At 40.8% G+C, this 20,894-nt stretch carries 15 protein-coding genes; 6 read left to right on the top strand and 9 right to left on the bottom strand.

The genetic code is table 11. The annotated features are described in order from the left end of the window. Positions 1 to 94: 94 nt before the first annotated feature. Entirely contained in the window at positions 95 to 2,338 is a 2,244-nt protein-coding gene (locus N6A79_RS02780) for a TonB-dependent receptor domain-containing protein (protein WP_268547530.1), read from the bottom strand. A gap of 353 nt (positions 2,339 to 2,691) precedes the next feature. Here N6A79_RS02780 and N6A79_RS02775 point away from each other — a divergent pair, with 353 nt between their 5' ends. Next, a complete protein-coding gene (locus N6A79_RS02775) occupies positions 2,692 to 3,558 on the top strand; it encodes an NAD(P)-dependent oxidoreductase (RefSeq protein ID WP_262079805.1) in 867 nt (288 codons plus the stop codon). Positions 3,559 to 3,604: 46 nt separating this feature from the next. Here N6A79_RS02775 and N6A79_RS02770 read toward each other — a convergent pair whose 3' ends face one another. From N6A79_RS02770 to N6A79_RS02755, 4 genes are all read right to left on the bottom strand, one after another. Continuing rightward, positions 3,605 to 7,771: an ATP-binding protein gene (locus N6A79_RS02770; protein ID WP_268546890.1), complete on the bottom strand. Its 4,167-nt coding sequence runs from the start codon at positions 7,769 to 7,771 to the stop codon at positions 3,605 to 3,607. A gap of 374 nt (positions 7,772 to 8,145) precedes the next feature. Continuing rightward, entirely contained in the window at positions 8,146 to 9,585 is a 1,440-nt protein-coding gene (locus N6A79_RS02765; RefSeq protein WP_268546889.1) for an NAD-dependent succinate-semialdehyde dehydrogenase, read from the bottom strand. 213 nt (positions 9,586 to 9,798) lie between these two features. After that, a complete protein-coding gene (locus tag N6A79_RS02760) occupies positions 9,799 to 10,065 on the bottom strand; it encodes a DksA/TraR family C4-type zinc finger protein (RefSeq protein WP_268546888.1) in 267 nt (88 codons plus the stop codon). 148 nt (positions 10,066 to 10,213) lie between these two features. Continuing rightward, on the bottom strand, positions 10,214 to 11,428 hold the full coding sequence (locus N6A79_RS02755) for a GTP-binding protein (protein ID WP_182418797.1): 1,215 nt from the start codon (positions 11,426 to 11,428) through the stop codon (positions 10,214 to 10,216). A gap of 478 nt (positions 11,429 to 11,906) precedes the next feature. On the opposite strand from N6A79_RS02755, the gene N6A79_RS02750 reads away from it, so the two are divergent. From N6A79_RS02750 to uppS, 3 genes are all read left to right on the top strand, one after another. After that, positions 11,907 to 12,515 (top strand): hypothetical protein, encoded by a 609-nt coding sequence (locus N6A79_RS02750; protein ID WP_182418796.1) that lies wholly within the window; start codon positions 11,907 to 11,909, stop codon positions 12,513 to 12,515. Further along, entirely contained in the window at positions 12,508 to 12,873 is a 366-nt protein-coding gene (locus tag N6A79_RS02745) for a winged helix-turn-helix domain-containing protein (RefSeq protein ID WP_182418795.1), read from the top strand. The genes N6A79_RS02750 and N6A79_RS02745 overlap by 8 nt, the downstream gene beginning before the upstream one ends. Positions 12,874 to 12,990: 117 nt before the next feature. After that, positions 12,991 to 13,743 carry a polyprenyl diphosphate synthase gene (gene uppS / locus N6A79_RS02740; protein ID WP_268546887.1) on the top strand — a complete coding sequence of 251 codons (753 nt, stop codon included), beginning with the start codon at positions 12,991 to 12,993 and terminating at the stop codon, positions 13,741 to 13,743. A gap of 147 nt (positions 13,744 to 13,890) precedes the next feature. Here uppS and N6A79_RS02735 read toward each other — a convergent pair whose 3' ends face one another. Together N6A79_RS02735 and N6A79_RS02730 are read right to left on the bottom strand one after the other, a co-directional pair. Next, positions 13,891 to 14,736, bottom strand: a complete 846-nt coding sequence (locus N6A79_RS02735; protein ID WP_268546886.1) for a phosphosulfolactate synthase — start codon at positions 14,734 to 14,736, stop codon at positions 13,891 to 13,893. Between the two features lie 211 nt (positions 14,737 to 14,947). Continuing rightward, on the bottom strand, positions 14,948 to 16,351 hold the full coding sequence (locus tag N6A79_RS02730; protein WP_268546885.1) for an MmgE/PrpD family protein: 1,404 nt from the start codon (positions 16,349 to 16,351) through the stop codon (positions 14,948 to 14,950). Between the two features lie 390 nt (positions 16,352 to 16,741). Between N6A79_RS02730 and N6A79_RS02725 the strand changes: the two genes are divergently transcribed. Further along, positions 16,742 to 17,209 (top strand): hypothetical protein, encoded by a 468-nt coding sequence (locus N6A79_RS02725; protein ID WP_268546884.1) that lies wholly within the window; start codon positions 16,742 to 16,744, stop codon positions 17,207 to 17,209. A gap of 163 nt (positions 17,210 to 17,372) precedes the next feature. Here N6A79_RS02725 and N6A79_RS02720 read toward each other — a convergent pair whose 3' ends face one another. Both N6A79_RS02720 and N6A79_RS02715 read right to left on the bottom strand, forming a co-directional pair. Further along, a complete protein-coding gene (locus tag N6A79_RS02720; RefSeq protein ID WP_268546883.1) occupies positions 17,373 to 17,699 on the bottom strand; it encodes a hypothetical protein in 327 nt (108 codons plus the stop codon). 153 nt (positions 17,700 to 17,852) lie between these two features. After that, positions 17,853 to 19,448 (bottom strand): phosphoenolpyruvate carboxykinase, encoded by a 1,596-nt coding sequence (locus N6A79_RS02715; protein WP_268546882.1) that lies wholly within the window; start codon positions 19,446 to 19,448, stop codon positions 17,853 to 17,855. A 652-nt stretch (positions 19,449 to 20,100) separates the two neighbouring features. On the opposite strand from N6A79_RS02715, the gene N6A79_RS02710 reads away from it, so the two are divergent. After that, entirely contained in the window at positions 20,101 to 20,820 is a 720-nt protein-coding gene (locus N6A79_RS02710; RefSeq protein WP_182418788.1) for a response regulator transcription factor, read from the top strand. Positions 20,821 to 20,894 lie beyond the last annotated feature (74 nt).

Below are 20,894 nucleotides of genomic sequence, written 5' to 3'. Positions count from 1 at the left end.
TAACATTTACGGACAAAGGGTTCATTATTTTTTTGATTTACGGGTAAATTAGCAAAGTATTGCAGTATATTTACCAATTTACCCGCTATTTAATTTAAAAGTTGGACGTCATTGACACCCAAAGGCGCCGGCCTTCAACCACATTATTAAATTCGTCAACACTGACGCGTTTATCAAAAAGATTATAAACTGCTGCATTTAATGAAACATAGTCACTAAACTTATAACTGCCACCAATATCAAAGGTGAAATAATCCTTATATTCACGGGCAACCACTTGGCCATTACGAAGAACAGCCGTTCCAGCTGCACCAATACGCAAACCAGCATTGGTTTCCTTACCATGATAATTACCGCCAGCCCAAGCATCTAACCCGTCAACCGGTGTATGCCAATCGGCACGTATACTACCCATGTGTTCTGGTGTACGAGCAAGTGGTAAGCCCTTATAATCACCAGTTTTTTGCTCTGAATGGGTGTAGGTATAATTTCCACGCAAAGAAACAGCTTCAATTGGCGACCAAGTTCCAGTTAATTCCACACCTTGCATAACCGCATCGTCAATATTGATAAATTCCCACAAGACATAATTTGGATCTACCGACCATTCAGCAAGATTACCATTTGCATCAACAACCTGTTGGTTGCTTATCTTATCCTTAAAATCTGTATAGAAATAAGTTGCACCAAGCTGTAAGTTTTCAAGATTGTCATATAGGGCTGCAAATTCATAAGATGTGCTCTTTTCTGGTTGCAAACCGCTTGAACCGATAATAACACCGCAACGACCGCGGCCACTTGGCGGCTTTTGCCCATAAAAACAATTGCCGCCACCTGTCGTATAAGCATAACCAGGGGCAATTTGACGTATTTCAGGAGCACGGAAACCAGTTGAGATACCACCCTTTAAAGTAATATTATCAGTTGCATGCCAAACTGCATAACCACGTGGACTCCAATGGGTGCCATAAATTTCATGGTGATCCATACGCAAACCACCGGTTATTGAAAATGAATTGCTAATCCACCATTCATCTTCACCAAACAATGCCCATTGTGTCACGTCAAATTTTTCATCTTGCGCAGTGCGTAAGCCTGGGTTTTGATCGGTTAAATCATTGCGAATGTACTGAGCGCCGGTAACAAGTGTATGGTTACCCGCTAGGCTGAACGGTGTGGTGAATTTGCCATCAATAATAGTATTGCGAATAGTTGGCGCACGTAAATTAGCAACGAAATCTTGCGTATTATTATTCCAAGTATAGCTTTCACGCTTAGCCGTTTCTTGAAGCACTGAAAACTCTGCAGTTGTCCAACCAAGGCGCCCAGTGTAACCAAAAGATAAATGGTCACGCGTATTTAGATTGTAGGTATCAACAGCGGCGCGATTATTATTGACCGAGCGTTCAATATTATTGCCAACTGTGCTAAAGCGCTTCAGCTTTGTTGTACCAGCTTCAAAGGTTAAGTCGTGATCCTTATTGGGAGTAACCGTGACGCGGCCAGTAATATCAATTTCTTTTTTCTTTGGTGTACCAGAGACAATTGCGTCTTCCTCGCGGCCCATGCCACGCCCCCATAATTGCAAGCCTATTACATCAGGCTGCAAGGGACCAGCAGCATAATAACTTACCTGCGCACTATTACCATATTCGCTATGCTGGTTAGCCGTACCATCAACCGTTATTGTTCCGGTCCATTTTTCTGGAACTTTACGGGTTATAATATTGATAACGCCGCCCATGGCATCTGAGCCGTAAAGCGAGGACATAGGCCCGCGCACGACTTCGATCCGCTCAATAGCGCCAGCTGGTGGAACAAAGCTTTGCTCAAAACCAGAATTACCATTGGTGCGAGCATCACGAGTGCTTTGTCTTTTACCATCAACCAAAATGAGTGTATAGGCCCCTGGAAGACCACGGATAAAGATATCCTGCTCAGCAGCCGACCCAGTCACGGCAACGCCTTGAACATTACGCAACGCATCACCTAGATCGCGGAATGATCCTTTTTCAAGCTCTTCTCGCGGAATAACCGTGATGCTTGCAGGGGCATCATTAACCGTCTGCTCAAAACCGGTTGCAGTTACAACAACGGTTTGCAAACGCGTTGAAGCATTTTCATCGCTTGCTTCTTCACTTGTTGCTGTTTGTGTTGTTTCGCCCTGTGTTGCTACAGTTTCGGCAACTTGCTGTGCATTGGTATGGCGTGTGGTACGGCTTTGTGCTGGTGTGGTTTGCGCAATTGCTGGGCTTGCTAATACGATTGCTGAAGTAGAAATAGTTAGAACAGACAAAATAGACGCCAATCTACGCCGACAGCTCGTTCCGCTTAACATTGCTTTCAATTTCATAGCTTTCCAATACCTCTGCCAAGATAACATGATTTAATTTATCATCTTTTACAAAAGTAAAAACATTGTCATGTCAATAGCGTTATTTTTAACCCCTCTAAACAAGGTGAAATTTTGTCAAAATTTGTTCAAAATAAAGTAAACATTACAAATAATTTAGAAAACACATGTGTATTACTCAATAAATATAGAATTGTTCAACGCGCGAATTTACTGTAATATCAAAGAATTAATTTAAGTGTTTTCGAAAATAGTGTAGGATTATTTTATTTGAAGTATAAAAATGAATAGGGCATGATATTGCCTTAATTTGAAAAAGAGTTCTATAGGGAGTGGGTATGAAAAAAATTGCATTTTTAGGGCTTGGTGTCATGGGCTTTCCTATGGCCGGGCATTTGGCAAAAGCTGGTTATGAGGTGACTGTTTATAATCGCACGAAAACCAAAGCTGACCATTGGGTCACCACCTATCAAGGTAAGAGTGCTGATACACCGTCTGAGGCCGCCAAAGGACAAGATATTGTTTTTTCTTGCGTTGGCAATGATAAGGATCTTATTGAAATTACCCTTGGTGACAATGGGGCTTTTAAAGCAATGAACAAAGGGGCCATTTTTGTTGATCATACCACCGCCTCTGCAGAGGTTGCGCGCAAGCTTTATGAGGAAGCGCAAAAATGTGAGCTTAACTTTATAGATGCACCAGTTTCTGGTGGCCAAGCTGGCGCAGAAAATGGCAAACTTACTGTAATGTGTGGCGGTGACCAAGCAATATATGAAAAGATTGAAAAGGCAATTGACAGCTATGCGGTTTCAGTGCGGCTTATGGGGCCGGCCGGATCTGGTCAATTGTGCAAAATGGTCAACCAAATTTGTCTTGCGGGCATTGTACAAGGCCTATCGGAAGGCTTACAATTTGGCGTAAATGCCGGACTTGACATGAAATCGGTGATCGAAGTCTTATCAAAGGGTGCTGCTGGTTCATGGCAAATGGAAAACCGTGGCAATACCATGGTCGACAATAAATTTGATTTTGGCTTTGCGGTTGATCTTATGCGCAAAGACCTAGGCATCTGTCTTAATGAAGCAAGAAATAATGGCTCAACCTTGCCAATCACTGCTTTGATTGATCAATTTTATGCTGACATCCAGCGCGCCGGCAATAACCGTTTTGATACATCAAGCCTTATTACCCGCTTGCGTGACTAGGGTCAAAACTAATATAGGGAGCTACTAATTTTTAGCTCCCTATAGTTTAACTATCCATTGGTTCATCATCAAGGCGATTAACCGCCAATGGAAAAACAATTTCGGCAACGGTGCCTTTACCAGTTTCAGAATAAAGATTAAAACGCGCATTATTAGCATCTGCTAATGCCTTAGTTAGCGGTAAACCAAGGCCTGTGCCACGATCAATATTATCATCGATACTATCATTTTGTAAGGGGCGTGAAATTTGATGGAAGGGCAGCATTGCTTCTTCCATTTCGTTTTCACTCATACCAATACCACTATCACGAACGCGCAATAATACACCGGCATTTTCATGACGCAAGGCTGAAATAATAATTTGACCACCTGGCGGTGTAAACCGAATAGCATTGGACAAGAGATTAAGAATTATCTGCTTTACAGAACGTTTATCAGCAGCAATATCGGGCAAGTCATGAGCTATATTTGAGCGCATAATGATGCGACCCGTATTGGCTTGCGGCGCCATTAGCCCCAAAACCTCTTTTAAAATAGGCACAATTGAAACATTACGAATATCAATTGTGGTACGCCCTTCAGCAATTTTAGCTGCATCAAGCAAATCATTGATAAGTGTCATGATATGGCCACCAGAATTGACAATATCACGCAAATAACCGCGATAGCGATCATTATTAAGAGAGCCGAATTTTTCTTCCAAAATAAGTTCAGAAAGACCTATTATCGCGTTAAGCGGCGTGCGAATTTCATGACTTACCAAGGCAAGATAACGCGATTTACGCAAAGATTCCTCCTCTGCTTGATGGCGTGCGACCACCAACTCAGATGCAGCGGAATGGATAACACTTAAATCACGCAGCATAAGGAAATAGCCCTCATCGAGCTCCATTTTTCCAAAACTTACAAATAGGCTTATGGCGTCGCCATCACTGCGCTTTGCCTCAAACTCGTAGCCCTCACCAAAAGGGGGCTTATCATTACTTTGCTTAACCGTATCGAAATATTGGTTGACCATATCAACACTTTTAGGACTAAAGAACTGGACAAAATTGCGCCCTTTAATTTCATCAGCATCAAAACCAAGCATGCGTTGCGCCGCTTCATTGACCGAATGAATAAGTCCAGTATCGTCAACAATAAGAACGCCATCTGAAATTAAATTCAATAATATTGATAATTCCACTGCTTTACGCTGCAAAGCCTCAAAATCTTCCCGATCAATAGAATCTTGTTTTTCAAGATTACCAAAAGAAATCATTGAAGCTTCACGGCCATCTGCCCAAGTAACACCACGCATTTGCGGACGTACTGACCAGATCTGATCATTACTACCAATGAGAATATTACGCGGCAACCATTCCCGTAAGATAACTGATAAAATCCCGTGTGCCCTAAATGAATCAAGGGTTGGAAAACCGGTTAAGCGCAATAATTCGTCACTTGCAAATAGAACCCGATTATCACGATAAATAAGAATGGGTAAAGGTAAATGCTGTAGCAATGTAAATTCGATACGCGGAGAAGGTATAATAGGCAAAGCTGTATCATGGGGAGACTGTGAAGTCTTACCAGCATCCAATGCACCCGCACCAAATATTTCGAGCTTTTCGGCAGGACGTAGATTTAAGCGGCTGCGATGTCCGTCTGGTATATCGCTCTCTTCAGTTTCAAGCGCTAATGGGCTGCTGTCATGCTCTGGATATTGATATGGGCTTTCCCCTGCCCTTTCATCCAATCCAATATCTTCGCCCAATATCGGTAAAGAAGAGGAATTTGATTGATTGTCTTCATCTAAGAAAGTTGCTTGTCGCATTAGCTCATCAATATTGGGGGAAATATCTTCAACAAAGGCATTGCTTTTCGACTGATCATCAAGCTCGATTTCTTCAATAGCACTGTCATCCCAAAAATTAAGGTCTTGCTCTTCACGCGGTTCTATTGCTTCAATACCATTTGCTTCCAGCGAGCGACGTAAAGCTGCCAAGGCCTCCTCAATAGTTTGCGGCGCTTCCTCTTCATCGCTTTCGTCTATAGTGCCCAATTCCTCCTCATTGTGATCCTTTGCTTCAACCACGACATTAAGATCACCATCATCGTCACTATCAACCAAGTCAGTGCTCTTCTGTCCTGTAACTTGGTTTTCTGTATCTTGGCTTTTTGTATCGTGATCGTTGATTTCAGCTTTTTGCTCTACAAGGTTTTTGGCTTCTGGAAGATCGGATGTTTGTTTGGCATCTGGTGATTTTTCGGCCAGAATTTCCCCATCTTCATCGCCTTCTATATCTTCCAATTTTTTTACATCAAGCCTGTCTTTTGATGTTTCAGTAATCAAATCATCATCAGCCCATTCTTGCTCCAATGCTGTTTCAAGATCATCATCGGGCAATGTCGCCATCACCAAATCATCTTCGCTAGACATTTGAGACGTTTTGGGCGAGTTGTTTTTTTGCGGATTGATTACCCTTTCAGGCAATTTTGGCAACACATCAGTACTTTTTAACTGTATAGAGCTAGCCCCTGATAATATATTACTATCATAATGATTAAGTAAGGCGTCAATGGCCAAATCACTGTTTTGCGTGTCTGGCTCGTCATCATTTGAAAAACCATACTCTTCATCAAGCGTTGGCAAAGTTGAAAGAGCTGGCAAAACTTTATCTTCTTGCTCAATAGCTTCAGGCAAGTTTAATGGCTGATCATCAAGGGCAATTTCACTGTCCTCAACATCATGATGTGTATTGCTATCACTTTCTTCTCTATCTTCTAGACCATCAACATCTAACTTTGATGGCGCAACAATTTTTTCTTCAATATTTACCGGCAAATTATCTATAACTTTGTCAGTACCAATTAAAGCAACCTCTTGCTGGTCGTTATTATTGTCTTGCTTATTGCTAATTTGAATATTGTCAATAATAGCATTCGTCTGTTTAGCCTGCGATGGTTGGAAGACTATGGGCTGATTATTTTCGTCAGCGATAATCCCCTCATCAGCACCCAGTTCTTTTTCGCTAGAGCGTGGTTTAGCCGAAGATACTTTTAAATATTCATCATTTTTGGCTTGGCGCAGATTTCTTGGTAATTCAACGGCAAGAATATCAGCCTTCAATTTACGGGCTATTATTGTAAATGCTTCATGCTCTTGCGCGGTTAAACCTTTTGGGCCACGATTGCGTGCAAGGTTCAATCCTTCTTCTTTTACTGTCATTTTTGCTTCATTTATTATACCAAAACCACGATAGCCACTAAATTCACGATCCCGCGAATAAATTGGCAAGGCTGAAAATTCAATTTCAACCCGACTTTCACCGCCTTCAACAGGCCAATATATCTTACGTTCCGACCAGGCTTTATGGCTTTTTAATAAAGCCCGCATCGCTCCATTGCTATCCATATTCCATTCTTTGGCGAGGCTTGTAAAACATTTATCAATAACATCTCCAAAGCGGGGACCAACAGCAGTTTCCAACTCCGGAGAAACATCAATAAAAAAATTATTTTCATCAAGCTGCCACGCAAATTGCAATGGAAAGCGCGTTACATCAAAAACAAATTCCTGTTTTACTTCATCTTTGTCAGCATTGTCATTATCACCATTGGGCTTTGCCGCAATGAGTAAAAAAATTGCGGGCTGTTTGTTGAGTTCCAATACCCCGACAGGCATATCTGAATAATTTTTAAGCAAACGCTTCTTTACACCACCGCCCGATTGCGCTTCATGCAGCAGTGCCATCAAATCTTCATCAACAACAAAATCGGGTCGAAAACCTTTGGTTGCACTCAAAATATTGCCCGAAACATCTAAAACTGCAGCCTCAGTAAATTCATCTCCCAAACCATTGGTTAAATCTACAAAACCTGCATCAGAGGCAACGGCTGCGATTGAACGCAAGAAGACCACTTGCCCTAAATGCTCCATGTCTATTGCATTAATTAAAAAAGACTGTGCGGCAGGGATACCACCAATTTTTACACCACGTTTTGTGGCTAAACCGTTTTCAATTTGCAAACGAGTTAAATTATCAAAACCACTATCAACACCAATTGAATCTGCAACGGTACGAAAACCTAAAAAATGAGCACCAGCTCCATTTGCCCAAAGAATAGTTTCAAAATCGCTTGATAAAATAATAGAAATGCGGCCGGCAAGATATGCATCACGCACTTGCGGATTTGCTAAAATATCCAAAAAAGCATGCGGAGCTGCCATAGTGATCATTCCTGGTTCAAAAATTGTTTTACCAGTTTACAGCCTTAATCAAACTTATGCATGTATTTTAAAAGGAAAAATGGATTTTTAGTTAACGCGCTGATATAGCAACAAATAAAATAGAATTTACTATTTAATTTCAATATATTAGACAGCTAGCCTTTTACAAAGGCACAATGGAAAATTAATAAGATAATTTATAATATATCTATTTTGGATAATTCCATTAAATATTTACTTGTTTTGAAAGCGTGTAAATCTAAGTGTAGCAAAGAAAAACATGCTTCAACGCCTCAAAATTCACTCAAAAGAAGCTAGAATGAAAGCTTCAGCGAAAGGGATTCGCACCTCTCGCTGAAATATCTCATGAATATTTAAACCGCAACAGTTACAAATTTCAAATCAAGATAGGCGTTTATAGCCTCCGAGCCACCTTCTGTGCCATAGCCGGAATCGCGTATACCGCCAAATGGAACTTCTTGCAGGGCAAGGCCATTATGGTTGATACTGGTCATACCTGCATTAACCAAACTGCCCAGCGCATGGACACGTGCTGCGGATTTGGTAAAGGCATAAGATGCAAGCCCATAACGCAGGCGATTGGCCTCGTTAAACATATCATCATCCGTTTTATAGCGATTAATGATTGCTATCGGGCCAAAAGGTTCTTCATTCATGATTTCGGCAGAAGTTGGCACATCGGTAATGATCGTTGGCTCGAAAAAATAGCCCTTATTACCAATACGCTTACCACCTAAAATAACCTTACCACCCTTTGAAGTTGCATCCTGCAACATATTTTCCATAGCTGGAATACGCCGGTCATTGGCAAGCGGTCCCATATCGACACCTTGTTCTAAACCGTTGCCGACATTCATCATTTTTGCAGCCAAGGTGAATTTTTCAACATATTCATCATAGACGTTATCTTGCACGATAAAACGAGTTGGCGATGCACATACTTGACCTGCATTGCGGAATTTGGACGCCGCCATTGTACTTACAGCAATATCAATATCAGCATCATCAAAAATAAGAACCGGCGCATGTCCACCTAGCTCCATCGTCGCTTTTTTCATATGTTGCCCAGCAAGGCTTGCAAGATGTTTGCCAACCGCAGTTGAACCAGTGAATGATATTTTTTCAATAGCTGGATGAGCGATAAAGAACTCTGATATTTGCGCAGGCACACCAAAAACAAGTGCGATAACACCTGCTGGCACACCAGCATCAATAAAACAATTGATCATGGCAGCAGGAGAAGCCGGCGTTTCTTCTGGTGCTTTAATAACAATACTACAACCTGCAGCTAAGGCGGCGGATAATTTGCGTACAACTTGGTTAATTGGAAAATTCCAAGGCGTAAAAGCTGCAACGGGTCCAACAGGGCGTTTAATCACCATTTGGGTTACATTGGTGCTGCGTGCAGGTATAATCTGTCCATAGGTACGGCGCGCTTCTTCAGCAAACCAATCGATAGTATCGGCAGCGCCCATTACTTCCATCTTGGCTTGCGCGGTAGGCTTGCCTTGTTCGCGGGTCATAAACCAAGCAATAAGTTGGCTGCGCTCGCGCAATAATTGCGCCGCCTTACGCATAATTTTAGCGCGCTCAAAAGGTGAAACATTCTTCCAAATTTCGAACCCCTTAGCGATAGATTGTGCAGCAGCTTCAAGGTCATTATTCGATGCGACACTTACTTGGCCAATAATTTCTTCTGTTGCCGGATCAATAACCGGCATTTTCTTATTACCTTCGCTTTCGCGCCACGTATTGTCAATTAACAGAAGTGTATCGGGATATGGACCTTGCATGATTTCCTCCACTATGAAAGTCAAATTTCTATGCCCAGCTTGTCATGGATAAAATGGCAATGTCAATATTAGAAATCATCATTTATAAATACTGTAATAATGTTACAGATAATAAACAACTGGCCACCATTTTATTGAATACTAAATGCTAATAGACGAAAGGCATTTTTAATAAAAGAACACTATCCTTTATCAAAAATGCCCTTATATGATCTATTTCAATTGACTATCTTTGCTACCACGGCGGTTATAAGTACTTTGTATTTTGCTTGTTTTTTCATGTTCGCTCTGACAGGCAACACAAAGCTTTACCCCCTTTAACGCAAGCCTGCGCTTTTCGGGAATAGGTTCATCACACTCAACGCAAAAATACTCACTTTCACCACTTGGCAAACGCTGTCGTGCAAGCTGTAAAGCATCATCAAGGCTTGCATCAACTTGCTCTTGAACTGCACCATCTGCGGTCCATCCACCAGCCATTTAACACTCCTTTTATATTATTAATAATTTAAAAATATATAAGTATTGCAAGGGCCTAATTCAAGTTTGCAAAGACTATAGGTCGCGTTACCAAAGGCTAAAAAAATCAACAAAAAGTGATGCGGTTTTGGAAGAAAAACTCAAAAAATTAACTCCAATGAGCAAAAGGGTCATTTAATTTTTGCCATTGTGCAAAATTAAGACTTTCTTCTTCAATAAGACAATCATCAAGACAGATCCGCAACATTTTTTCATCCATTGGATCACAACCGATAAAAACAATTTCTTGCCGCCTATCTCCCCATATTGGGTCCATTTTTTGTGCCATCATCTCACGCCATTGATCATTTTCGGGCCATTTATTTTTCGGCACTGACGACCACCAACGCCCATATCTTTGGGTCCGCATTTGCGCACCGGCTTGGCTGATTTCTCCGACAAAATCAGGCCGTGTTGCCAACCAGAAAAACCCCTTAGCACGCACAACACCTGGCCAAGAACTATTAAGAAAATTTTGTAGCTTTTGGGGATGAAATGGACGACGCGCACGATAAACAAATGAGCGAATACCATATTCTTCGGTTTCTGGAATATGATCTTTAAAGCCATAAAGCTCTTTGGCCCAAAGTGGGTGATCTGCTACCTTTTCAAAATCAAATAAACCGGTATTTAATAACTGATCTGGTGCAACTTCACCAAAGTTTGCTTCAATAATTTTAGCATCAGCATTTAACGAGCGGATAATGGTTTTAGCAAATTGAAGATTTTCTGGGCTGGCGCTATCAATTTTGTTCAAAATAATAATATTTGCAAATTCGATTTGATCAACCAATAAATCAATCAAAGTACGTTCATCATTATCGCCAGCAGTTTCACCTAAATCCGCAAGACGCTGACTGTTAGAGTAATAATGCAATAAATTTGCAGTATCGACAACTGTCACCATTGTATCCAAGCGTACAAGGTCGGAAAGACTTTTACCATCTTCATCACGCCAATCAAAAGTTGCCGCAACCGGCATAGGCTCCGATATCCCAGTCGATTCGATCAACAAATAATCGAAACGGTTTTGCTTAGCTAAACGCTCGACTTCAACTAATAAATCTTCACGCAAGGTGCAACAAATACAACCATTAGTAAGCTCTACTAATTGCGCATCAAGACGTGAAAGGCTGCTTGCCTCATCGCCGCTTAAATCGGCGCGGATAAGCTCAGCGTCAATATTAATCTCACTCATATCATTAACAATAATGGCTACTTTCATATTTTTTTGATTATTTAAAATATGATTGAGCAAGGTGGTCTTACCAGCCCCCAAAAAACCCGACAAAACTGTAACTGGTAAGCGGCAATCTTGGTTCATTATTTACTCCAATGCAAAACAATTTAAAAACCGGAATTAGAAGAAAAAGTACAAAAGCATCCGTTGCCAACCATCAAAGATGGCAGCTTCATAACCATTATCGCCTTTGGATATTTGCTTTTATTCAATTTAACTGCTTAAGTAATGTAATAACATTACATTGTCTAGTATTTTTTTATAATTCTAAACTGCTTTGTGAGTTTATAAATTATCCTTGGATTTATGCTGTGATGAATCGACTTACAAACAGTACTCCAATCTAATCATCAATGGACCTCACCAAATAATCGACAGGTTTTATAGAGCCGCCTTAATTAAATCATAATCCAATAATATCAGTCAAAGTACTTTGTAATACAAAGTCCACTTTAATAAAAAGTTACCATAGCTTATGAGTTGCTAACATCGACTTTTTAAAAAACAGGCTTTGCAATAAGGCATAGACAAACTTAGTATAATAGTTTTTGACGGGGTAAACATGGGCGATCTTGATAAGGCACTTGCCGATATTTCCTTTATTCGCCAACAAATGGCAACGACAAAGGAATTTCGCGGGCTTGGACCGATGACAATGGCGTTGACTGCTATTTTGGCTTTTATCACCGGCGGCTTGCAATATATATTTCCGCAACTTGCGGCCACACCCTTTGCCTTTTTTAGCTCGTGGATTGTTACAGCAATCATAGCAACGCTTTTAGTTGGCGGCGAAATGATTGCGCGCTCAAGACGCCACCATCAAGGCATGGCAGATGAAATGGTGCTAGCCGCCATGAGCCATTTATTGCCAGCTGGTATCATCGGTGCCTTGCTTTTAACAGCCTTTGCCTTTTATGCGCCAGACCTATATTGGTTGTTACCACCATTATGGTTGATGTTGGTTGGTTGCTGCCTTTTTGCAGCATTGCGAATTTTACCGCCATCGCTTGCCATTGGTGCTGCTGCCTATGTTGTTTTGGGCTTTGCAACTTTTATTTTCACCGTGCAATCGCGTGATTTATCACCACTTGCTATGGCTTTACCCTTTGGCTGCGCCCAAAGTCTTATGGCCTTTTTACTTTATACAGCAAAGGGTAAAAAAAATGCCTAACTCATCATCTGCTCCGTTTTCTTATGAAAATCTTGATAAAATCATTCACGAGCGCGCGCGCCTTGCCATTCTAACCTCTCTAAGTGCCCATGATAGCGCCATGAAATTTGCCGATCTTAAGAACTCTTGTGGTCTTAGTGATGGCAATCTAAGCCGCCATTTACAAGTATTGCAAGAAGCAGGCCTGGTTGAGATTGATAAATATTTTGATAAATTACGCCCTGTTACCACCTGCAAGATGACGAGCGAAGGGCAACAACGTTTTTTAGATTACATCAATATACTCGAACAAATTATTCGCGATGCCGCCCTTGCCCGTGAAACCATTCCAAAAAGCTTAAAACCCGCCCCCACTTAATCTCCTATAAGCCGCATAAAATAACTAAAATTATCATCTCTTGGTTCATACACCGAGCAGATCTTGCATATTCTTTTTTTGAAAATATCATTAAACACTCATTGTTAGGTAAATATCATGCATCATGACTTAATTGATTTTAAAAACAAAAAACCACTCCACGTTGCAATTATCATGGATGGCAATGGTCGCTTTGCATCACGACAAGGTCTACCGCGTTCCTATGGGCATTATCAGGGAGCAGAAGCAGTTCGCAAAGCATTTATCCATGCAAAATATCTTAATATCAAAACATTAACGCTTTTTGGTATGTCAACGGATAATTTTAAGCGCCCGGCCCAAGAAGTTGAAACCATGATGGAGATTTTCACATTGTTTCTATTGGCTGAGACAGAAAACCTTATCAACCATAATGTCAAACTTACTGTCATTGGCATGAGGGAGCGCCTTCCAGAAAAATTGCTTTTGGCAATTGATTATGCCGAAAGCCAAACCGCCCATTGCACCGGTGTGCACATGCGCATAGCAATTGATTATTCATCACGAGACCAAATTTTAAAAGCCATAAAATCCCTTGATAAGAACCAAGATATTGACCGCGACCTTTTTCACCAAGCATTAACCGGAAGCCGAGAAATTGGCGATGTTGATCTTGTCATACGCACCAGCGGCGAACAAAGATTATCCGATTTTTTACTATGGGAAAGCGCCTATGCTGAATTATGGTTTACTCAAAAAATGTGGCCCGAGTTTGAACCTGAAGATCTTGTTGCAGCTGTGACTTTCTTCCACAATCGCGAACGCCGCTTTGGGCTAGTTGGTAAAAGCCCTACCAGCGCGCCGGTAAATTACCAACGTTTAACTGCATAATTTGATACATGTATAATCTATAAAGAGTTTTATCATTTTTTTGAAAATAAAAACCAAAACATGCAAAAAACAAAAAATCCTAAGCAAGCAAGGCAAGCCTAGGATTTTCATTTTCAAAAGCTAATTTAAGCTATTTACATTTGCCCATTAGCGGAATGTGGTAATGCGACCAAAGGTGCTCTTAGTGCCCCAAATACCACGGCGCAAACATTCAAGCTGCACAATTTGGCTGTGATCGATAAACAAATTGACATCAATACCATAATTTTTAATGTACCATGAGAAGACTTCAGGGTCAGCAGCTTCAAACATGACATTTTCCATACCAACATTTTTCATGATTTTTGCTGCAACATCGGTGCGCCATGGATCAGCATTTTCGGTAATGCCTTCCGATTCAATCATGATAATCGAAGCGCCAGCATTAAGACAATCATTAGCAGTATCAATCAAGATTTGCGGATCGCGCGTGCCTTCCGCCTCTAGCTCGGCTTTAGACGTATCACCCCCTGCCCCAAACTGAATGCCAATTTCAGGCTTTGGTTTCAACCCCGCTTTCTTCACCTTATCAATCAACCGGATAAGATCGGGCGTTGGTAACTGGATAAAACCTGTTGACAGCTCAATCATATCAAATTCTAACCGCACGCATTCTTCAATATAGGCATCAATTTGCGTTGGTGCGCGGGCAAGAACATTTTCAATCCAGCCACCAGTTGAAACATAAACACCATGATCATGACAAATGCGATTGATCTTGCGAACATAATCTGCCGGCATGAGCGAGAAAGAACCACCGGCATATTTATAGCCATCGACATGCTCCCCCATACCTTGTAATAATTCCTTAGTATAGGTTGGGGTAACCATGGCATAATAAGGCCCACGAATTTCAGTAATTGACTTGTTACGCGGCTTTGGGTCGCGATCATTCATTGGTACAAACGGAAATGAACGATTTTTCCAAACATCAGATTGCGGCTTGTCACTCATATTAAACTCCATTGTTTAAAGAAAATAATTATAAATTAGTCGCGCACAGGCCATAGATAGATAAAACTCAATCTTAAATATGGGCCACCAACGCAGTTAAGTTAGGAATTTTGTCTAGAGCACGCCCACTTATCGTTTGGGCAATGGCGTGCTCTAGATTCTTTGGTTCGTGCATTTTAATGAAAACCACTGCGCGGTTTTTAAAAATGCTTTAAACTTTGAGATGCGCCAAAATCTCAGTAAATTCACGAACCTTTATTTTTTCAATATTTTGCACAGCATCAATGATTGCTTTGCGCGCCCTTTCAGATGTAAATGGCGTTGCAAGACCGTTAAATTTCGCAATAACTGTCTCCCAACTCATTGGACGGGTACGAAAGCCCTCATAATCAGTTTTATCAATTGAAAATTTCTTGCCATCTTTTAAGCTAATAGTAAGCGTTGTTGCTACCTCTTGCGGGAAGCGATCGGTATATTCTTTGCTTGGTCGCACAACAAAGCGCTTTAACAAGGATTGAATATCATCTCGAATAATACGGGCATCATCATATTGGGCAGGCAAAACATTACCATCAATTAAGGCGACACCAACCATATATTGCAAGGAATGGTCTGCCTCTTCCTTGGTTCTAATAATCGTCTTATCGCCTTCTTCGCCGCCGCCGATAATGTGAAAGGCAACATCAAAAATGTCGATTTCGATTTTGTCAATTTGATCCCAGGTAAAGCCTTCACGAGCTTGCAACTCAAGGGCACCTTCGATGGAAGATTGCGAATGTATTTCGGCATTATATTTTTTGATAATTGACTGAACGACATTTTCAAGATTTTCCTTTTGCCAATCAATGGTAAAAGGTCCAGCAATTGCGTCCTTAAAGCCTTTGTTGCCCTCAAACACTTCTTCAGGGCCGGTTATACCGCGCATCGCTAAAAACGCGCTATGCGTGCCGATAAAGGCAGTATTGGGATAGGCTAGCCCTTTCCAATGGGATAAAGCCCCAGTGCGGGTAACGCGCAGGGCATTATTACAAGTGCCTGATATTGCAATGGCATTGGCGGTTTTTTCATCATCAAGCTTTAAGGCTTTAGCAACACCTGCGGCAACTGCATAGGCGCCTTGAACCGTGTGGTCAAAACCTTTGGCACGCACTGGCGCCACATCACAAAGGCGACCCTGCACCTGATAGGCAACCGCCATAGCGGTTAAAAAATCTGCTCCGCTCGCATCACTATATTCAGCCGCAGCAAGCACCGCCCCAAGATTATCCGACTGGTGGCAGGTTTCCCCCTTAGCAAGATAGCTGTCCATAAAATCAAGATAGCGAACGAGTGCGCCATTATAAAAAGCTGCACGATCCGGCGCGGTTTTACCACCACCAATCAAGGTTGATAGGGGGCGACCACCAAAATCCTCCAATTGCTCACGGATCATATGGATAGGTTCACCATCCAATGCACCAATCGCAACGCCAACCGAGTCAAGGATACGCTTTTTTAATTCGTCCTTGGCTGTATCTGACATCATATCAATATTGGCATGGGTTACAAAACGCGCCAATTGGCGCACTTCTGTATCTTTATGCGCTGTTTCCTGCCGTGTATTATGATTTGCCATAGTGTATCCTCCAAATTTTACACAATTATTAATTTTCAAAAGCGTAAGATCTTTTGAATTAAGTGAAATGGATATACATTTTAATTGTAATAAATATCAATATAATTACCACAAAATGTAATAATTATAACTATTCCAATAATCTATTTTGTATTTCTAGAATCTTTTAAAAAGATTTTCTATTTAAAATTTACATTTTTTAATATATAAATAGTTTTTATTTCGTCAAATGGTTTTTATTATAAAATGATATAGATTTTTATTATAATAATTAAAATTTTTAATTATTATAATTAAACTACTTCTTTTAAAACAAATAAAAGCCTTCATTGATAAACCAAATAAATAAAGCAAGCCGTTATGTTGGCGCATTTAATATAGGAGAAAAAAATGCCGAGTGTCTTTGTGCACGATCTTTATTACTGGGAACAGATTATTATTGAAGCCTATCGCATTTGGCGACAAGGCAAACCAACACAAGCCATTATCGAGCATCGCTTGGCAGCCAATCTGCGGCAGGAGCGAATTTATCCCTTTATCAATGCCCTATTCGACCTCTTTACCCATGCTGATAAAATTAATGAAATCAAGGCTGGGCAAGAAGGGGACTATCTAACACCAACGGAACTACTGATAATTGATCTTATTGCAGGCACAACAGACACCGCGCCATACCATGGCGACCTAACTAGCAAAGTTGCCTTTGTGGAAGTTGAGCAACAAGCAAAACAAATTTTGGAATTATTTGCGCAAGCAGGCATTGTCATCCGCCCAAGCCTTAGCATTACCGCATCAGAAGAAGAGCAACTGGTGCGCCTTGCCGCCAACTCCTACCAACATGTTTTCCGCATGGAATAACAAAAGCATAAATTAAAAATAAAACCAATGTTACCTAGCTTAAAAAACATCAATCGGCAAACACTTTTAAATTTTACTTTAAATGTTTGCCAAAAGAATTAATGAATTAATAGAATAAGCGATTGATTACCACAAATATACGGACCAATCGTTTTTAATTATATTAATCTACAGCAACCCAAGTTCCAGCAGCATTTTTTTGCAATACAGCTACAAAATCCTTACTGCTCCCGTCTGATAAACTAATATTAACGGCACAAGCAAATTTGCTATCCATTTTATTGCAGATACCCTTTGGCGTAATTTTAGCTGTTGCCACGAGAGCCTTTTTTTCTTCACTACCTGATGTGGCAATCATAACTGTTTTTGTCACCTCTATAATATCGCTATTTTTAGGACCACCAAAAAAAATATTTGGCCCCCAAGTAAAGTAAACAGCCCCAACACCAACAATAATTAATAATATTACGAAGTTTATCACTTTTTTCATAAACCAACACCTTTATCTAATCATAAAATTACGCAGTTCTATTACATTAAAACATTTTATATTAAAACAAAAAAAATCCAGCAAGCCTTTTATAAAAGACATACTGGATCTATTGCTATTTTGATAAAATTTACTTTTAAAAGCGTTTAAATTTTATGCTTTGGGTGCTGCACCACGCACTTCTTCATCAACGTGGCTTGCAAATTTGCCAAAGTTTTCAACAAACATGCCAGCAAGCTTTTTAGCCTGTGCATCATAGGCAGATTTATCTTCCCATGTAGAACGCGGATCAAGGATAGTAGTATCCACACCATTAACTGCTGTTGGCACTTCAAAGCCAAAATTTTCGTCGTGGCGGAAAGTTACATTTTTCAACGAACCGTCAAGAGCCGCAGTTAAAAGCGCACGAGTTGCCTTAATGGGCATGCGGCTACCAGTACCATAAGCACCACCGGTCCAACCGGTATTAACCAACCAGCAATCCACCTTATGCTCAGCAATAAGAGCACGGAGCAAATTACCATATTCCGATGGGTGGCGCGGCATAAACGGCGCACCAAAACAGGTTGAGAATGTTGCTTCTGGCTCTGTTACACCTTTTTCAGTACCGGCAACCTTGGCTGTATAACCAGATAAGAAGTGATACATGGCCTGTGCTGGGGTAAGTTTAGCAATTGGCGGCATAACACCAAAAGCATCCGCAGTCAGCATGATGATATTTTTAGGTTGACCACCACGACCAGTTGGGCTTGCATTGGGAATAAAATGCAATGGATAAGCGCAACGGGTGTTTTCAGTCAGTGAACCATCATCGAAATCTGGTTCGCGACGCTCATTTAACACAACATTTTCAAGCACGGTGCCAAAACGTTGCGTTGTTGCATAAATTTCAGGCTCTGCTTCGGCAGAAAGACGAATGGTTTTAGCATAGCAGCCACCTTCAAAATTGAAGACGCCGTCCTTGCCCCAACCATGTTCATCATCACCAATAAGGGTGCGTGATGGATCAGCTGACAGTGTAGTTTTACCAGTGCCGGACAAACCGAAGAACACAGCAGTATCGCCATGTGGACCTTCATTAGCCGAGCAATGCATTGGCATAACGCCCTTAGCTGGCAAGAGATAATTCAAGGCAGTAAATACTGACTTTTTCATTTCACCGGCATAAGATGTACCACCAATAAGCACAATCATACGGGTAAGATCACAAGCAATAACCGTTTCACTGCGGCAACCATGGCGCACAGGATCTGCACGGAAAGAAGGCAGATTGATAATGGTCATTTGTGGCACAAAATTTTTCAATTCGCTTTCATAAGGACGAATAAGCAAATTGCGGATAAAAAGAGCATGCCAAGCATATTCACTGGTAACACGAGCGCGAATTGAGTTCTGCTCATCAGCGCCACCAATTAAATCCTCAACAAAAAGATCACGGCCCTTAGCGTGCTCGATAAAGTCAGCATGAAGCGTATCAAAATGCTCTTGCGACATTGGTTTGTTGTTTTCCCACCAGATATGAGACTCTGTCTCACTGGTGCGGACAACAAACTTATCCTTAGCTGAACGCCCGGTGTGTTGACCGGTATAGGCAACAAGTGCACCTTGAGCGGTTATCTTTGCTTCTTGACGTCTAATTGCTTCTTCATAAAGCAAAGCTGGGGTAAGATTGTAATAAACATTACCAAGATCTTTAAGTCCCGCTGTAGTGATAGACGCGGACGGGTTGAAAATGCCAGTCTCTTTCATAATAACTCCGCATGATTCATCATTAAAAACGCATTTTTAAAAAAGGCGTAACGCTTTAAGACAGAAAAAATCAAATAGATCAAACTTTTAATCGATTTAAAAGAAATTTAAATTTTTTAAATTGCTATTTATCCCATTAATTATTATTTTCTAATAAACAATTTTTTGGCTAAAATTTGTGAAATATATCTGAAAAATCAACTATTTTTACCCATTGCCACAATTTGTACCTAATTTGTCCCCCAAAAAGGGTAATAGAAAAAAAGGCGAAAATTTATGCGTTACCCTTCAACTAATTACAAATTGTTCTAAGGTGAGTCGGAGGAAAAACAGAATTTGCTCAAATAAACCTAAATCATGAGCAAAGCAGAGAACGGTTTTAACGCTGCTAATTTATGAAATGATGTATGTTAAATTTGGCATAATGGATCAATAAATTAGCAAGATAATAATCGCGTAAAATTTGGATAGCTACTTTAAGCCTATAGTAGATGTCCTAAATGCCGCTATAATGCTAATTTAAATTTGACTGGTTTTTTGCAGTTATATTTAGGTAGTATGACAATAAATACAAAACATCCCAATCTATTCAACTGTGGTTAGATAGTTTGGTATTTAAATAAAGATGGTATCTAATTTAAAGCGAGGCCTTATGAAGGATGCAACAACCACAACCCAGACTATTGCACTTGTTGATGATGACCGCAATATTCTGACTTCTGTATCGATTGCGCTTGAAGCTGAGGGTTATAAGGTCGAAACCTATACTGACGGCGCTTCAGCACTTGAAGGTTTGATGGCCCGCCCGCCTAATCTTGCTATTTTCGACATTAAAATGCCGCGCATGGACGGCATGGAACTTTTACGGCGTTTGCGTCAAAAATCTGATTTACCTGTAATGTTCCTGACTTCAAAAGATGATGAGATCGACGAGCTTTTTGGGCTTAAGATGGGCGCTGACGACTTTATAACCAAGCCTTTTTCACAGCGCTTATTGGTTGAACGCGTAAAAGCTATTTTGCGTCGTACAGCCGCAAGGGAAGCTGCTAAAGTAAGCGGCCAACCAAGCTCATCGATTGAGCGTGGTTCGCTTGTAATGGATCAGGAACGTCACACCTGTACGTGGAAAGGCGAACCGGTTATTTTAACGGTTACCGAATTTCTTATCTTGCAATCGCTAGCGCAACGGCCAGGCGTTGTTAAAAGCCGTGATGCATTGATGGATGCTGCCTATGATGATCAAGTCTATGTGGATGACCGCACCATTGACAGTCATATTAAACGCTTGCGCAAAAAATTTAAAAGCGTTGATGATAATTTTGAAATGATTGAAACACTTTATGGCGTTGGCTATCGTTTCCGCGAAGGTTGATTAAAACCGGCAATAGTGTCAAATAACATAAAATAAACTTTTATTTTGACACTATGGCCTATCATATTTTAAGG

The sequence above is a fragment of the Bartonella sp. HY761 genome (genome assembly GCF_026743145.1).
Classification (GTDB): Bacteria; Pseudomonadota; Alphaproteobacteria; order Rhizobiales; family Rhizobiaceae; genus HY038.
The sequence above is the reverse complement of the archived record's forward strand: the minus strand, read 5'-3'. Positions and strand labels throughout refer to the sequence as shown.

What these genes read in the sequence shown, in the direction of transcription:
- N6A79_RS02780 (WP_268547530.1), bottom strand. Translation starts at nt 2,338, where the DNA reads ATGTTAAGCGGAACGAGCTGTCGGCGTAGATTGGCGTCTATTTTGTCT.
- N6A79_RS02775 (WP_262079805.1), top strand. Translation starts at nt 2,692, where the DNA reads ATGAAAAAAATTGCATTTTTAGGGCTTGGTGTCATGGGCTTTCCTATG.
- N6A79_RS02770 (WP_268546890.1), bottom strand. Translation starts at nt 7,771, where the DNA reads ATGGCAGCTCCGCATGCTTTTTTGGATATTTTAGCAAATCCGCAAGTG.
- N6A79_RS02765 (WP_268546889.1), bottom strand. Translation starts at nt 9,585, where the DNA reads ATGCAAGGTCCATATCCCGATACACTTCTGTTAATTGACAATACGTGG.
- N6A79_RS02760 (WP_268546888.1), bottom strand. Translation starts at nt 10,065, where the DNA reads ATGGCTGGTGGATGGACCGCAGATGGTGCAGTTCAAGAGCAAGTTGAT.
- N6A79_RS02755 (WP_182418797.1), bottom strand. Translation starts at nt 11,428, where the DNA reads ATGAACCAAGATTGCCGCTTACCAGTTACAGTTTTGTCGGGTTTTTTG.
- N6A79_RS02750 (WP_182418796.1), top strand. Translation starts at nt 11,907, where the DNA reads ATGGGCGATCTTGATAAGGCACTTGCCGATATTTCCTTTATTCGCCAA.
- N6A79_RS02745 (WP_182418795.1), top strand. Translation starts at nt 12,508, where the DNA reads ATGCCTAACTCATCATCTGCTCCGTTTTCTTATGAAAATCTTGATAAA.
- uppS (WP_268546887.1), top strand. Translation starts at nt 12,991, where the DNA reads ATGCATCATGACTTAATTGATTTTAAAAACAAAAAACCACTCCACGTT.
- N6A79_RS02735 (WP_268546886.1), bottom strand. Translation starts at nt 14,736, where the DNA reads ATGAGTGACAAGCCGCAATCTGATGTTTGGAAAAATCGTTCATTTCCG.
- N6A79_RS02730 (WP_268546885.1), bottom strand. Translation starts at nt 16,351, where the DNA reads ATGGCAAATCATAATACACGGCAGGAAACAGCGCATAAAGATACAGAA.
- N6A79_RS02725 (WP_268546884.1), top strand. Translation starts at nt 16,742, where the DNA reads ATGCCGAGTGTCTTTGTGCACGATCTTTATTACTGGGAACAGATTATT.
- N6A79_RS02720 (WP_268546883.1), bottom strand. Translation starts at nt 17,699, where the DNA reads ATGAAAAAAGTGATAAACTTCGTAATATTATTAATTATTGTTGGTGTT.
- N6A79_RS02715 (WP_268546882.1), bottom strand. Translation starts at nt 19,448, where the DNA reads ATGAAAGAGACTGGCATTTTCAACCCGTCCGCGTCTATCACTACAGCG.
- N6A79_RS02710 (WP_182418788.1), top strand. Translation starts at nt 20,101, where the DNA reads ATGAAGGATGCAACAACCACAACCCAGACTATTGCACTTGTTGATGAT.